Annotated in this window: 16 protein-coding genes; 9 read left to right on the top strand and 7 right to left on the bottom strand. The window is 71.7% G+C overall.

Annotated features, from left to right (window positions below; all coding sequences use genetic code 11):
* From JIG36_RS34975 to JIG36_RS34965, 3 genes are read left to right on the top strand one after another with little or no spacing between them, the layout of a single operon-like run.
* Entirely contained in the window at window positions 1–666 is a 666-nt protein-coding gene (locus JIG36_RS34975) for a response regulator transcription factor (protein ID WP_203380702.1), read from the top strand.
* Entirely contained in the window at window positions 663–1,781 is a 1,119-nt protein-coding gene (locus JIG36_RS34970; protein WP_307873034.1) for a sensor histidine kinase, read from the top strand. Before JIG36_RS34975 ends, JIG36_RS34970 begins: the two co-directional genes overlap by 4 nt.
* A gap of 27 nt (window positions 1,782–1,808) precedes the next feature.
* The gene (locus JIG36_RS34965; protein WP_203380701.1) at window positions 1,809–2,063 is read left to right on the top strand and encodes a hypothetical protein; all 255 of its coding nucleotides are present in this window, start codon (window positions 1,809–1,811) and stop codon (window positions 2,061–2,063) included.
* A gap of 16 nt (window positions 2,064–2,079) precedes the next feature.
* Here JIG36_RS34965 and JIG36_RS34960 read toward each other — a convergent pair whose 3' ends face one another.
* Window positions 2,080–2,901: a helix-turn-helix transcriptional regulator gene (locus tag JIG36_RS34960; protein ID WP_203380700.1), complete on the bottom strand. Its 822-nt coding sequence runs from the start codon at window positions 2,899–2,901 to the stop codon at window positions 2,080–2,082.
* Window positions 2,902–2,997: 96 nt separating this feature from the next.
* Between JIG36_RS34960 and JIG36_RS34955 the strand changes: the two genes are divergently transcribed.
* Window positions 2,998–3,774 (top strand): SDR family NAD(P)-dependent oxidoreductase, encoded by a 777-nt coding sequence (locus JIG36_RS34955; protein ID WP_203380699.1) that lies wholly within the window; start codon window positions 2,998–3,000, stop codon window positions 3,772–3,774.
* Between the two features lie 92 nt (window positions 3,775–3,866).
* On the opposite strand, the gene JIG36_RS34950 is transcribed toward JIG36_RS34955, so the two are convergent.
* On the bottom strand, window positions 3,867–5,144 hold the full coding sequence (locus JIG36_RS34950) for a hypothetical protein (protein WP_203380698.1): 1,278 nt from the start codon (window positions 5,142–5,144) through the stop codon (window positions 3,867–3,869).
* Window positions 5,145–5,358: 214 nt separating this feature from the next.
* On the opposite strand from JIG36_RS34950, the gene JIG36_RS34945 reads away from it, so the two are divergent.
* Window positions 5,359–6,177: a ThuA domain-containing protein gene (locus tag JIG36_RS34945; RefSeq protein WP_203380697.1), complete on the top strand. Its 819-nt coding sequence runs from the start codon at window positions 5,359–5,361 to the stop codon at window positions 6,175–6,177.
* Between the two features lie 21 nt (window positions 6,178–6,198).
* Here JIG36_RS34945 and JIG36_RS34940 read toward each other — a convergent pair whose 3' ends face one another.
* The 3 genes from JIG36_RS34940 to JIG36_RS34930 all read right to left on the bottom strand — a co-directional run bounded on the left by JIG36_RS34940 (window position 6,199) and on the right by JIG36_RS34930 (window position 9,004).
* The gene (locus JIG36_RS34940; protein ID WP_203380696.1) at window positions 6,199–6,597 is read right to left on the bottom strand and encodes a PLL family lectin; all 399 of its coding nucleotides are present in this window, start codon (window positions 6,595–6,597) and stop codon (window positions 6,199–6,201) included.
* Between the two features lie 119 nt (window positions 6,598–6,716).
* Window positions 6,717–8,054 (bottom strand): helix-turn-helix domain-containing protein, encoded by a 1,338-nt coding sequence (locus JIG36_RS34935; protein WP_203380695.1) that lies wholly within the window; start codon window positions 8,052–8,054, stop codon window positions 6,717–6,719.
* Window positions 8,055–8,179: 125 nt separating this feature from the next.
* Complete coding sequence (locus tag JIG36_RS34930; RefSeq protein ID WP_203380694.1) at window positions 8,180–9,004, bottom strand: SDR family oxidoreductase; 825 nt, start codon at window positions 9,002–9,004, stop codon at window positions 8,180–8,182.
* 104 nt (window positions 9,005–9,108) lie between these two features.
* On the opposite strand from JIG36_RS34930, the gene JIG36_RS34925 reads away from it, so the two are divergent.
* Both JIG36_RS34925 and JIG36_RS34920 read left to right on the top strand, forming a co-directional pair.
* Window positions 9,109–9,750, top strand: a complete 642-nt coding sequence (locus JIG36_RS34925; RefSeq protein WP_203380693.1) for a TetR/AcrR family transcriptional regulator — start codon at window positions 9,109–9,111, stop codon at window positions 9,748–9,750.
* 45 nt (window positions 9,751–9,795) lie between these two features.
* A complete protein-coding gene (locus JIG36_RS34920; RefSeq protein WP_203380692.1) occupies window positions 9,796–10,239 on the top strand; it encodes an alpha/beta fold hydrolase in 444 nt (147 codons plus the stop codon).
* Between the two features lie 14 nt (window positions 10,240–10,253).
* On the opposite strand, the gene JIG36_RS34915 is transcribed toward JIG36_RS34920, so the two are convergent.
* The gene (locus JIG36_RS34915; protein ID WP_203380691.1) at window positions 10,254–11,675 is read right to left on the bottom strand and encodes a hypothetical protein; all 1,422 of its coding nucleotides are present in this window, start codon (window positions 11,673–11,675) and stop codon (window positions 10,254–10,256) included.
* 38 nt (window positions 11,676–11,713) lie between these two features.
* The gene (locus JIG36_RS34910) at window positions 11,714–12,112 is read right to left on the bottom strand and encodes a winged helix-turn-helix transcriptional regulator (RefSeq protein ID WP_203380690.1); all 399 of its coding nucleotides are present in this window, start codon (window positions 12,110–12,112) and stop codon (window positions 11,714–11,716) included.
* Between the two features lie 91 nt (window positions 12,113–12,203).
* Here JIG36_RS34910 and JIG36_RS34905 point away from each other — a divergent pair, with 91 nt between their 5' ends.
* Together JIG36_RS34905 and JIG36_RS34900 are read left to right on the top strand one after the other, a co-directional pair.
* Window positions 12,204–12,953, top strand: coding sequence for an SDR family NAD(P)-dependent oxidoreductase (locus tag JIG36_RS34905; protein ID WP_203380689.1), 750 nt, complete (start codon window positions 12,204–12,206; stop codon window positions 12,951–12,953).
* Between the two features lie 37 nt (window positions 12,954–12,990).
* Window positions 12,991–13,686, top strand: a complete 696-nt coding sequence (locus JIG36_RS34900) for an HAD family hydrolase (protein WP_203380688.1) — start codon at window positions 12,991–12,993, stop codon at window positions 13,684–13,686.
* Window positions 13,687–13,722 lie beyond the last annotated feature (36 nt).

The raw sequence follows: 13,722 nt of genomic DNA, 5'->3' as shown, positions 1-13,722 counted from the left end.
ATGCGCGTACTCATCGTGGAGGACGAACCCGAGCTGGCCGAGGCCGTACGCGACGGCCTGCGCCTGGAGGCGATCGCGGCCGACATCGCGGGTGACGGCGACACCGCCCTGGAACTGCTGAGCGTCAACTCGTACGATCTCGCGGTGCTCGACCGGGACATTCCCGGCCCGTCCGGCGACGAGGTGGCCCGGCGCATCGTCGCCTCCGGCAGCGGCCTGCCGATCCTCATGCTGACCGCCGCCGACCGGATCGACGACAAGGCGTCCGGGTTCGAGCTGGGCGCCGACGACTACCTCACCAAGCCGTTCGACCTGCGGGAACTCGTGCTCCGGCTGCGGGCCCTGGACCGGCGTCGCGGGCACGCCCGGCCGCCGGTGCGCGAGATCGCGGGCCTGCGGCTCGATCCGTTCCGCCGCGAGGTGTTCCGCGACGGCCGGTACGTCGCCCTGACCCGCAAGCAGTTCGCCGTGCTGGAGGTGCTGGTGGCCGCCGAGGGCGGGGTGGTCAGCGCCGAGGATCTGCTGGAACGGGCCTGGGACGTCAACGCCGATCCGATGACCAACGCCGTACGCATCACCGTGTCGGCGCTGCGCAAGAGGCTCGGCGAGCCGTGGCTCATCACGACCGTGCCCGGCGTCGGATACCGGATCGGGCCCGTGGGGTGAGCGTCCGCGTCAAACTCACCCTCAGCTATGCCGGGTTTCTCATGCTGGCCGGGGTGCTGCTGCTCGCCACGGTCTGGGTGTTCCTGCTGCGCTACGTGCCCGACCAGGCCCTCCTGCGGCTCGGCTCGCCCGACGTCCCGGTCGAAGGGGTGTTCCCCATCCGGTCGGAGCTGCTCCGGGCGTTCGCCCCCAAGGCCGCCGCCGTGCTGGTCTTCCTGCTCGCGTTCGGCCTGGTCGGCGGCTGGCTCCTGGCCGGCCGGATGCTGGCGCCGCTGACCCGGATCACCGAGGCGACCCGGCTGGCCGGCGCCGGATCGCTGTCCCACCGGATCCGCCTGCCCGGCCGTCGCGACGAGTTCCGGGAGCTGGCCGACGCGTTCGACTCGATGCTCGACCAGCTCGAGTCGCACGTCGCCGAGCAGGAACGGTTCGCCGCGAACGCCTCCCACGAACTGCGGACGCCCCTGGCCATCTCGCGGGCGCTGCTCGACCTCGCCCGCAAGGACCCGGCCCGGGCCCCGGACCTCATCGAACGCCTGCACGCCGCCAACACCCGGGCCATCGACCTCACCGAGGCCCTGCTGCTGCTGAGCCGGGGTGACTTCGCCGGTGGGCGGGTCGACCTCTCGCTCGTGGCCGAGGAGGCCGCCGAGACGCTGCTGCCGCTGGCCGAGCAGCGGCGGGTCACGCTGGAGGTCACCGGGGGAGCGGCCCCGGCTGCCGGCTCGGCCGAGCTGCTGCGGCGGATGGTGTCGAACCTGGTCCAGAACGCCGTGGTCCACAACTGGCCCGACGGCGGCACCGCGACGGTTCACACCGAGACGGTCGGCGACACCGCGGTGCTGCGGGTCGAGAACACCGGGCCCCCGGTCGCGGCGGAGCAGATCCCGACCCTCACCGAGCCGTTCCAGCGCGGAACCAGCCGGGCGCGCAGCGGCGGGCACGCCGGGGTCGGGCTCGGCCTGGCCATCGTGAAGCGGATCGTCCGCGCCCACGACGGCCGCCTCGACCTCGCACCCGGCCAGGACGGCGGCCTGGTGGTCACCGTGCGACTCCCCGGAATCCGTGTGGCAACCGTCGATCCTTCTCGGCCTGGCATCCGTACTCATGAATGAGAGGGCGGTCCGCGAAAGGGGTGCCACATGGCGGTTGAAGGTGTTCTGTCACGCTTCGGGCCGGAAGTTCCGCCCGACACGCCCGGCAGCGTTTCCCCGGTGTGGACGGTCATGAGCGAGCCCACACAGATGTTGCCGCTGGTCACGGCCCCGGTCGTGGCGGCCCCGGCCGTCTGCGCCCACGAGCCGGAGTTGCGCCGCCCGTGGGCGCTCTGGGTGTTCACGGCCTTGTTGGTCGCGCTCACCATCGGGGTCATTCTGGGCCGCACTATCGCCGACTAGCCCCTGTTCGGCCGCGTCAGGCAGCCAGGCTGCGGAAATTCGCGGCGGTCGGGCTGCCTGGTTCGGCGGTGAAGAGCAGGATCTGGTGGTCGTGGTCGGGGATGTCCAGCACGTCATAGTTGAGCGTGAGCCGGCCGGCCGACGGATGGAGCACGGTCTTGACCCCGCTGCGGCCGCCGGGATAGGCGGGCCGCGCCCACAGCTTCCGGAACGCCGCGCTGCCCTCGTGCAGTTCGGCCACCAGCCGCCGGGTCCGTGCGTCGTGCGGAAAGCGGTCGGCGGTGCGTCGCAGCGCGGCGACGGCCTGCTGGGCGAACGCGCTCTCGTCCCGGCTGGACAGGTAGCGGACGGCCGGGTCGGGGTGCAGGAAGTAGCGGCGCAGCAGGTTGTGCTCGCGGGGAAAGGACCCGAAGAAGCCCGCCAGCACGACCCGGGCCAGCGGATTCCAGGCCAGCACGTCGGAGCGGCCGTCGCGCACTAGCGCCGCGGTCAACGGCATCCGGGCGATGAGCTCGCGGACGTAGCCGGGCACGTCGGCCGGCGGGCTGCCGGGCCGCCGTTCCCACCCGTCGTCGGCCAGCTCGAAGAGATGCTCCCGCTCGGTGTCGTCGAGGCGCAGGGCCCGGGCCACCGACCGCAGCACGTGCCGCGACGGCGCCGACCCGCGAGCCTGCTCCAAACGGGTGTAGTGATCGGTCGAGACGTGCGCCAGGCCGGCTACCTCTTCGCGCCGCAAACCGGGGGTGCGCCGCCGCCCGGACGCGGGAAGACCGGCTTCGGCGGGAGTCAGGGCCTCGCGGCGCTGCCGCAGGAAACGACCCAGGGCTTGGCGGTTCACGCACCAACAGTAGCCACCACGTAGCCGGTCCGGCCGCCGCCAGACAGGGACAACTCGTCCCTGCCAGGCCGCCGGACCGGGCCGGATGGTGGGGGTATGACCAACTCATCGCTTGCCGGCTCATTGCTTGCCGGGAAGAACGTTCTCGTCATCGGCGCCAGCCGCGGTATCGGCGCGGCGGCGGCCCGGCTGTTCGCCCGCGAAGGTGCAGCCGTCGCCCTCGCGGCCCGCGATACCGAGGCGCTCGCCGCCGTCGCCGACGAAATCACCGCAGCCGGTGGCACCGCCCACGTGCTCGCCGCCGACCTGGCCGACCCCCGCTCGGTGGAGGACGCCGTCGCCGGTGCCGCGGAGCGTCTCGGTGGCCTGGACGGCGCCTTCAACAACGGCGGGATCTTCGAGCGCACCGCCGATCTCGCCGATCGCACCGAGGACGAGTTCGACAAGATCCTGCGTGTCAACCTCAAGGGGGTCTGGGTCGCAATGGCCGCCCAGGCGCGGGTCATGCGCGCTGCGGGCGGCGGCGCGATCGTCGGGACCAGCAGCATCGCGAGCCTGCGCCAGTATCACCTGACCCCGGTCTACAGCGCCGCCAAGCGCGCGCTGAACAGCCTCACCGAGAGCGCGGCGGTCAGCTTCGGCCCGGACGGGATCCGGGTCAACGCCATCGCCGTGGGATTCACCGCCACCGACATGACCGCGGGGTGGGAGGAACAGCAGCCGGGAGTCACCGCCGCGATCACCGGCCAGATCCCGCTGCGCCGGGTCGCCCGCCCGGAGGAGATCGCCGAGGCGGCCGCATGGCTGCTGAGCGACCGCGCTTCCTTCGTCAACGGCGCCGTCCTGCCCGTCACCGGCGGCGCAGACGTCTGAACCCGCGCGCCTCGCGGGAACGCCGCCGGGATCGCGACACGAGCTAGGCGGCCAGGCCCCTGTGGACACTGACCGTCGGCTCGGGCTCGGTGCTAGCAGGTGGCCTTGCTGTTCAGCTTCTCGGTGCTGTGCCGCTGGTAGCCGACCTCGGCCCCGCCTCGCAGGGTGATGCCGTTGCACCGGTGGACGCCCGGCGCGGAGTGGGCCACGAAGCTCGCCGTGCTGACCGTGTTGCTGGTGAAGGTCACGTTGCCCAGGTCGCCGTCGAGGATCGGCGGGTCCTGGGAACCGGTGCTCGAGATGGTGTTGCCGGTGAAGGCGATCGTCGCGTCGGCGATGGCGAAGTTGTTCGAGGTGTGCAGCACCATGCCGCCGTGGGCGTTGCTGAACTTGTTGCTGCGCAGCTTGATGCCGCGGGCCGACGAGTCGCCCTGGTCGGCGCCGATCTCGAGGATGCCCTGGGTGTTCGAGCCCGTGCTGTGGTGCACGTCGAGGTTGTCGCCGTAGTTCCACACCTCGACGAATCCGCCGTCGTGGCCGTAGTCGTTGCTCGGCGCCCGGCAGTTGGTGCAGCTGCTGTAGCCGATCTCGACGCCGTGCGCCTCGACCAGGAAGCCGACCGCGCCGTAGTCGTCGTCGCCGCCCGGGGTGTCCTTGACCATCTTGAGGTCGCGCACCTTGACCTTGTCGGCGAACGTGTCACGGGCCCGGAACTGCACGCCCACGCCGGTGTTGTCGATCGTCGAGGAGCGGACACCGCTGTTCTCGCCGTGCACCACGATGCCGTTCTTCTGGGCGTTGGTGACCCGGATGTTCTCGACGACCTGGTAGCGGCCGGTGAGCAGGACCGCGCTCTCGTTGTCGGTGCCGCCACCGTTGATGACCGGCTGCGCCCCCGACCCGTACGCGGTGAGCTTGACCGGTTTGCTGCTGGTGCCGTCGCCGCGCAGCTCGATCCGGGTCTGCCAGGTGCACCCGCGGGCCAGTCCGACCACCGTGCCCGCGTCGAGCGAGCGTGAGGTGGCCGCGTCGACGCTGCGCAGCGGCTGAGCCAGCGTGCCCTTGTTGCCGTCATTGCCCTTGTTGCAGTCGACGTGGACGTCGATGCGCTCGGTGGGCGTCGCGGCGGTCGACGCCTTCGGCGGCGGTGACGTGATGTACGCGGCCGAGCCGAGCTTGGGCGCGACGCTGACCGTGGGCGCCGCCGACGCCGAGGTGGACCCGGGCGGTGGCCCGCTCAACGACGGCCCGGGCGCGCTCACCGGGGTGGTGGTCTCGGCCGGGGAGAAGTTGGCGACGACCAGCCCCCCTCCCACTGCGACCGCCGCGGCGGCTCCGGCCAGCGGAAGACGTAGACGTCTGCTCAGCACCGGGCCACCCTAGCGGAACGACAATGCCCGTACGGGAAACGTGGTCTGCGTCTCTTGGGCCTCTGCCGGATTTCAGATCTTTTACTGGGACAAGCGCGGCCAGAAATTTTTCGGCGCTTGAGGGCGGTGCCGCCGCATCATCTTCCTCCGACCGGCCAGAAAGTCATAGTCTTCGATCGAAGGCCCGTACGAGCATCGACGCTGAGGAGGGGTCATGCGGCTCGTGGTCAGGTTCGTGATGGCGGCGGTGGTGGCGGTGGGGTTGATCGGTCCCGCGGGCCCGGCCGAGGCGTCGGGAAAGGGGCATCACCGGTTCAGTGCCCTGGTCTTCTCGAAGACCGCGGCCTTCCGGCACGACTCGATCCCGGCCGCGGTGGCCGCGATCCAGCAGCTCGGCGCCCGGCACCACTTCCGGGTCGACGCCACCGAGGACGCGGCCGCGTTCACCGACCGCAACCTGGCCCGCTACGACGTCGTGGTCTGGGTGAGCACCACCGGCGACGTTCTCGACGAGCCGCAGCAGGCCGCCTTCGAGCGCTACATCCGGCGCGGCGGCGGTTACGCGGGCATCCACGCCGCCTCGGACACCGAATACGACTGGGCCTGGTACGGCGGTCTGGTCGGGGCGTACTTCCGCGACCACCCGGGCTCGGTCAACGCTCAGTTCCAGGTCGCGACGCTGAAGGTCCTGACCCGCGACACGGCGGCGACCCGGCCGCTGCCGCGCACCTGGCAACGCGAGGAGGAGTGGTACAACTTCCGGACCAACCCCCGCGACACCGTACGGGTCCTGGCCGAGGTCGACGAGAGCACGTACGACCCGCGCGGCTACAGCGAACCCGGCGGCTCGCCCGGCATGGGCCGGCACCACCCGATCGCGTGGTGCCAGCCGTACGACAGTGGCCGTGCCTTCTACACCGCGATGGGCCACAAGGCGGAGTACTGGTCCGACCCGCTGCTGCTGGCCCACGTGCTCGGAGGCATCCGCATGGCGGCCGGCGTCACCGGTTTCCCCTGCGGCCGCGAGGACTGAGGGGAAGCCGGCTCACGCGGGCTACTCGTAGTAGCGCCGCCAATCGGTGTCCGAGGGAGCCCAGGCCAGCTCCCTCGTGCCGTTGTAGTCCTTGCACCACTTGTTGCCGTCCTTGCCCGTCACGAAGATCTGGATCCACTTCGCGCCGCCCGAAGTCACGCCGGTGCTGAAGGTGACCTGACTGAGGGCGTACCCGCCGAGGTCCTTCCACGACGTGAAGTTCGAGGACCCCTTCGTCCACGACTCGTACACGTGGTGGTTGCTGCCGACGACCCACAGTTGGTAGTTGCCGGCGTAGCGGCTCACCGTGATGCCGTACTCGAGGATGTAGGTGCCGGCCGGGATGGTCCGGCCGTCGAAGGACCTGGGCGTCGGCTGGCGGGTCTCGGTCGTCGCGGGAGCGTCGAGCGGTGTGGTCATGGTCAGGTTTCCCCTCGTGAGCGGGGCGCCGGGCGGCGCCGCACTCCTGACGACACTGAGCCGCGTCCCGTCCCACTTCCAGGCCTCCGACCTGGGATGGGACGACGTGGGACGCCGGGTCAGAGGCCGGCCGGCACCGACCACGCGTCGCGGCCCGCCACCACGGGTCCCTCCCACGCCGCCCGTACGCCGTCGTACGTCCACCGCGCCAGGCTGCCGTCCCGTTGCGCGGCGAAGACGAGCACCCGGTTGCCGACCCGCACCGCGGCCGGGGCCGCGTCGACCGTGCCGCCGAGGTCGGTCGCGCTCTGCCAGGACCGGTTGAACCGGACCGCCCGCAGCCGCCCGTCCTCACCGGCGGCCAGCACCAGGATCTCCCCGTTGTAGGCCACCGCGGCCGGCGCCGACCGGATCGGCAGGCCGAGGTCGATGTCGTGGCGCCAGATCCCGGTGCTGCCGTCGTACCACCACTGGCGCAGATTTCCGTCCGCTCCGCGCCCGAAGACGTGCAGACGCCCCTCGATCGAGATGGCCGTGGGGGCCGAGGCCAGGCGGCCGCCCCGGTCGTCGCCGTAGTGCCAGATGCCGTACGCGTTGTCGAACCACCACTGCCGCAGGTGCCCGTCGGTGCCCGCTGCGAAGACCTGCAGCTGCCCGCCGAACCCGGTGACCGCCGGCGCCGACGCGACCGGCCCGAAGTCCACGTCGCGGTGCCAGAGCCCGTCGGCGCCGTCGTACCAGAACTGGCGCAGCCGGCCCTTTGTGTCCTGCCCGAACACCTGCACCTGGGGGCCGTAACAGGTGGCGGCCACGCCCGTCCGCAGGTCGCCGCCGAGGTCGTGGCTCGTGCCGTCCATCCACGCGCGCAGGCGTCCGTCGGCGGCGACCGTGAAGACGTACGTGCGCCCCTGGCAACGCACCGCAGCCGGCGCCGCCCGCACCGGGCCGCTGCCCAGCGGGCGCGGCGGCGTGCACGTGACCGCGTCGACCGGGCACTGCCGCCGGTTGACCTCCAGGGCGGTGCCGAGCGTCCAGATATCCATGCCGGGCGCGGAGACCGGGGCCGGCATGGGTGGCGCCTGCGATCCGGCCAGCATGGTCACCATGACCGCCGCCACCGGCCATCGGCTCCGCCAGGTCGGGCGGTCGGGCGGCGCGGGTTCCGGCTCCGGCGTGGGCTCCGGGGCCCGGCGCGCCTCAACCGCCGCCGACCACAGCTCCCGCAGCTCGGCCAGCTGGTCCGGGGTGGCGCCGCAGGCCCGCACGAACCGTTCCAGCGCGTCGGTCGTCGGCACGGCGATCTCACCCCGGCAGTACCGGTGCAGGGTCGAGGCGCTCATCAGGCTGCGCCGGCCCAGGCTCTCGTAGCTCTTGCCGCTCGCCTCCTTGAGCCGCAGCATCGCCGCGCCGAGTTCGCGCTGGGCCGTCGTGCGCCGCGCCGTACTGTCCACGCTCACCAGGACCCCCTCGCGCCGCCCTCAACGTACGAAGACCGGCGCCGGGCGGACAGGCTGGTGGCAGCATGCCGACAGGCCAGGTCGGCTCAGGCGGTCGGCTCAGCTGGTCGGCTCAGGTGGTCGGCTCAGGTGGTCGCGAAAAACGCCCGGCGCCAGGCGTCGTAGTCGACATCGGACTGGCGGCGCGCCTCGGCGGCGTCGGCGCTGTCGCCGCCGACCCGGAAGCGGGACAGGCCGGTCGTGTCGGTGGCGGCGGCGAACACGGCCGCCGCGACGTCGTCCTCGGTCCCGAAATAGCCGGCCGGCACCTCGGCCTCGAAGCGGGCCATCTGCTGCTGGATGAAGGGCAGGTAGGCCTGCGGCGCCGGGATGGTCTGGAACCGCCGGGTGGTCTGGGCGACAAAATCGGTGGTCGGCACGAACCCCGGTTCGACCACCTTGACCTCGACGCCGAGCCCGGCCAGTTCGTAGTCCAGCCCCTCGGAGAAGGCCTGCAGCGCGCCCTTGCTCGCCCCATAGGCGGCCTGCAGCGGGGTCGGCACGACGGCGCTGCTCGAGGTCACGTTGACGATCCGGCCACCGCCCAGCCGCCCGAACACCGGCAGCGCGGCCCGGATGACCCGCATCGGCCCGAACACGTTGGTGTCGAACAGCTCCTCGATCACGGCCTGCGGCGTCGTCTCGAAGACCGAGAACAGTCCCATGCCCGCGTTGTTGACGACCACGTCGAGCCGGCCGAAGCGCTCGATCGCGGCGTCCACGGCGGAAACGACAGAAGCTTCTTCCCGTACGTCGAGAGCCTGAACCAGAAGCTGGTCGGACATCTCGCCGTGCCAGTGCGACGGGTCGCGCAGGGTCGCCACGACGTTCCACCCCTCGGCGCGGAACCGGGCGACCGTGTGCAGGCCGAAGCCGGATGAGCTGCCGGTGACGAGGACGGTCCGAGTCATGTCCACTCCCTAACTATATCCCATAAATTTACGGCGTATAGCGACCGTAGCTCCACGCTCCGGCGGTCGTCAACGGTTTTCCTTTACGGGATATAGTTAGCCGCATGGCACCCCGGCCCACGGCCTCCGACCGGCTCGACCGCGACGAGCTCCTGTCCACCGCGCTCGCGATCGCCGACTCCGACGGCCTCGACGCCGTCACCCTGCGCCGCGTCGCCACCGAGTTCCACGTCACCCCGATGGCGCTCTACTGGCACTTCAAGGACAAGGACGCCCTGCTCGACGCCCTGGTCGAGCGGATGCTGGCCGAGGTGACGCTCGACGACTCCGACGACCTGCGCTCGGTGATGACGACCATGCTCGGCGTCCTGCGCGCACACCCGGCCCTCGCCGAGATCACTCCACTGCGCAGCATGCGTACGGAGGCCGGCCTCGCCCTGGCCGAGCGGGTCGTCGGCCTGTTGCGCGCCGAGGGTCACTCCCCGGTGGCCGCCGCCCAGCTGAGCATCTTCCTGCTCAACGCCCTGATCGGCCTGGTCGTCCAGCAGCCGGGCGAGGTCGCCGTCCCCGACCCGGCCCAGCGCGGCGCCCTGCTGGCGGCCAAGCGCGCCCGGTTGAAGTCACTGCCCCCGGAGGCCTGGCCCCACCTCACCGAGACCGCCGACTTCTTCCTGGGCCTGCCCGACGAGGAGGAGTATTACGACCGCGGCCTGACCCTGCTCCGGCGGGCCATCCGTACGGATTAGGCCTGGTCGCGCCGGCACGGCACGGGGCGACTGCGCTCGATCGTCATGCTCGCGACGTTCGGCCCGCAACTCGCTTCCCGGGAGGGGGATCCGACCGGCCTGCCGCCCGAGGTGTTCGCCGCCCTGCGCGACAGCATCGTGCGCGACCGCTTCCAGTACCTCGAGAACTACTTCCTGCAGCACTACGTGGCCGAGCAGAACCTCGGAACCCGGGTCAGCGCGGCAACCCTGCGCGCCAACTTCCACAGCGCCGCGACCGCCGACGGTTACGCGGTGCTGCACTGCGTCGACGCCTGGCAGGAGTCCTTCCACGACGACCTGCCGAAGATCGACGTGCCGCTGCTGGTCCTGCACGGCACCAAGGACCGCAACATCCCCGAGTTCGTCCCCGGCGCCGAGGTCGTCGAGATCGCGGGCGGCCCGCACGGCATCGGCGTCACCCGCACCGCCGAGGTCAACGCCCACCTGCTCCCGTTCGTGGCGAAGTAGGCCCGGGAAGCGCGTCAGCGTCGCAGGGCGCGGCCGGCTCCGGCGATGACCGTGGTGGCCAGGATCCAGCCGGCGGCCATCACGGCCAGGGTCACCGCCTTGTCGGGGCCGACCGGGTCCCAGGCCTTGTCGTGGCCCAGGTCGACCAGCGGGACCAGCACGTCGACCGTGTAGAGGAACGGGTCCCAGGTCGGGGCCTCGTCCGGCTTCACTGCCTGCAGCGGGCCCGACCAGGCGAACCAGCCGGTGCCGGCGGCGACCACGACCAGCAACCAGAGCAGGGCCCGCAGCGGGCGGTAACCGAAGCCGATGGCCACGTTCTGGACGCTGCCCCACAGTGAGCCGAGGGTGCCCATGGCGCGGTGGCGCAGGCGTTCGCGGACGACCAGGACCTGGCGGGCCTCCTGTTCGCGGCCGTCGCGGGTCAGGGCGGCGGCCAATTGGTCGTACGGGCCGGGGGAGAAGCCCGTGCTGTGCCGGGCCATCCACGCCAGCCGTTGTTTCGCGGTCCAGGCCTCGACGTCCTCGGAGCGGCGGGTGAGCCGGTCGTAGGTGAGGCCGTCGAGCTCGATGCGGCATCCGGCCGGCCAGTTCACCGGGTCGTCGACGAACCGGCCGAAACGGGCGTCGCGCAGGCTGATCGTGCCGGCCGACTCGGCGGTCAGGCGCAGCGTCAGGACCCGGGCCTGCGCCTCGATCAGCAGCAGGCAGTACTGGCCGGGGCTGCGCAGGGCGCTGCCCTGGAACGACATCGACCCGGTCACCTGGGCGCCGACGAGGTGGACGGGACCGTCGGCGACGATGTCGTGCGCCAGGAACGCGCCGCCGACGGTCATGCCCCAGCCCCCGACCGCGGTGCCGTTGTCGGGGCTCGGGCCGATGTGGGCTTTTTCCAGCACCACATCGCCCCCGACGCGCGACCCGGCCAGCTTGACCCCGCCGGTGACGGTGACACCGCGCAGGTGCACACCGCCGCCGATCTCGGAGCGCTGCAGATAGACGGTCCCGTTCACGGTGCTGCGGTCGAGTTCCACCATTCCCTGGACGAGGGCGGGGAGCATCCAGATGTCGCCGTCGACGGTGGCGTCCCGTACGCCGAACACGCCCGCCACCCGGATCCCCTCGGCCGCGATGCCCGGCAGGCGACTGCCGTCGAGGTTGAGCGAGACCAGCTCGGCGTGGTCGAGTCGCAGCTTCGCGTCGAACACGCAGTGCCGCAGCCGGAGCTGGGTCTCGATCCGGGCGCTGGTGAGGTCGAGCTCGCCGGTGATGCGGGCGTTCTCCAGGTCGAGCCGCGCGACCCGGCCCGCCGCACCGGGCGCACCGCCGAGCAGCAGGTCGGCCAGGAAGTCACCGGTCACCTCGGCGCCGCCGAGATCGAGCCGGGTCCCGTTGCGATAGGCGCGGCGCAGCCGCCGCTTCGTTGTTCCGAGCATCGACCGGCACTGTAGCGACAGTCACCGATGCGCGGGGGTCAGGACATGGCCGCGTCGTAGTCGCTCTGGGCCCGCAGCAGCTCCTCGCCGTTGCGTCCGAACCAGCTGATCAGCTCGGTGAGCCGCCCGGCGAGGTCGGTCCCGAGCGGGGTCAGGCTGTAGGTGACCTGTGGGGGAATGGTCGGCTCGACCTCGCGGGCGACCAGACCGTTGCGGGCCAGGGCCTTCAGGTTCTGCGACAGCATCTTCTGGCTGATCCCGCCGACCCGCTGGTGGAGTTCGGAGAAGCGGTGCGGCCCGATCAGCAGCGCGGCCAGGATCAGCGTCGCCCAGCGGGTGGTCACCTGATCCATGATCGGCCGGAACACGCACTTGGTGCCGAACGCGTCGACGGCCAGGAGCCGTTCCGCGGCCGCCAGCTGGTGGGGTTCTGTCACGTCAGCAGCTTACAAAAAGGTGCCTACTTACCAACAGAAACCCGCTTTCGTACGGTGATCAGCGAACCGTGAGAAACCGAAGGAGTCACCCGTGAGCAGGCTGAACACCCGTACCGCGATCGTCACCGGAGCCTCGAAGGGGATCGGAGCGGCCATCGCCCGCACGCTCGCCGATGCCGGTGCGGCGGTGGCCGTCAACTACCGGAGCGACGCCGCCGGCGCCGAGCGGGTCGTCGCCGACATCGTGGCCAAGGGCGGCCGGGCCGTCGCGATCCAGGCCGACGTGGCCGTCCCGGACGACGTCACCCGCCTGTTCGAGCAGACCCGGGCCGCCTTCGGGCCGGTCGACGTGCTGGTCAACAACGCCGGGGTCGCCACGTTCGCGCCCCTGACCGCGATCACCGCCGACGAGTTCCAGCGTCAGATCGGCACCAACCTGTACGGGCCGGTGCTGACCACCCAGGCCCTGGCCGCCCAGGACGACATCGACGGCGCCTCGATCGTGAACGTCTCCACCGCCGGCACACTGCAGCACCCCGCATACGGCAGCCTCTACGTCGCCACCAAGAGCGCCCTGGAAGCGTTCACGATCGTCGCCGCCAAGGAACTGGGGCCGCGCGGCATCCGGGTCAACGGGATCGCGCCGGGGCCGTCGGTCACCGAGGGCACCCACGCGATGGGCTGGGTCGGCTCGGAGCTGGAGGCGGCGTCGGTGGCCGGCACGCCGCTCGGGCGCAGCGGCGAGCCCGGCGACTACGGCCCGGTGGTCGCGTTCCTCGTGTCGGACGACGCTCGCTGGATCACCGGTGACGTGGTGCTCGTCTCCGGCGGTCAGCGCTGAGCAGGCCGCACCCGGTCGCCCGGGTAGTGTCGCGGGCATGTCTGACCCCGGATCGTTCGATGCTGTCCTGTTCGACTGCGACGGGGTCCTGGTCGACTCGGAAAGCATCACGAACGGCGTGCTCCGCGCGATGCTGCACGAGCTCGGCTGGAACGTCAGCGCGGAGGACTGTTTCCGGCTGTTCGTCGGCCGGGCCCTCAGCGACGAGACCGCCATCATCACCGCGCACACCGGGTTCGAGGTCACCGATGCCTGGCTGGCCGAGTTCCGGCAGCGCCGCAACGAGGCCCTGGCCGCCTCGCTGCAGCCGATCCCGGGCGCGGTGGCCGCCGTCCGCGAGATCGACGCCCTCATGGACGGCCGGATCGCCTGTGCCAGCGGGGCCGACCTCGGCAAGGTGCGGTTGCAGCTGCGCAAGGTCGGCCTCGACGACGTCTTCGCGGGCAAGATGTTCAGCGGCATGGACCAGCCGCACAGCAAGCCGGCCCCCGACGTCTATCTGGCCGCCGCGGCCCACCTGGGCATCGACCCCGCCCGGGCCGCGGTCGTCGAGGACACGGTTCCCGGCGTGACCGCGGGTGTCGCGGCGGGCGCGACCGTCTTCGGTTACTGCCCGCCCGACAGCCTCGCCCACCACCCGCCGAAGGCCCTGCTCGACGCCGGCGCCACCCACATCTTCACGAGCATGGCCGACCTGCCGGCGCTGGTCGGCCGGCCGGCCCGCGTTCAGTAGGCCCCCGATCGGGCGGGCCGAACGGCCCGCCCGCGT

Origin of the sequence: Paractinoplanes ovalisporus, assembly GCF_016834655.1 — a bacterium.
In the GTDB taxonomy this organism is placed as follows: domain Bacteria; phylum Actinomycetota; class Actinomycetes; order Mycobacteriales; family Micromonosporaceae; genus Actinoplanes; species Actinoplanes ovalisporus.
The sequence above is the reverse complement of the archived record's forward strand: the minus strand, read 5'-3'. Positions and strand labels throughout refer to the sequence as shown.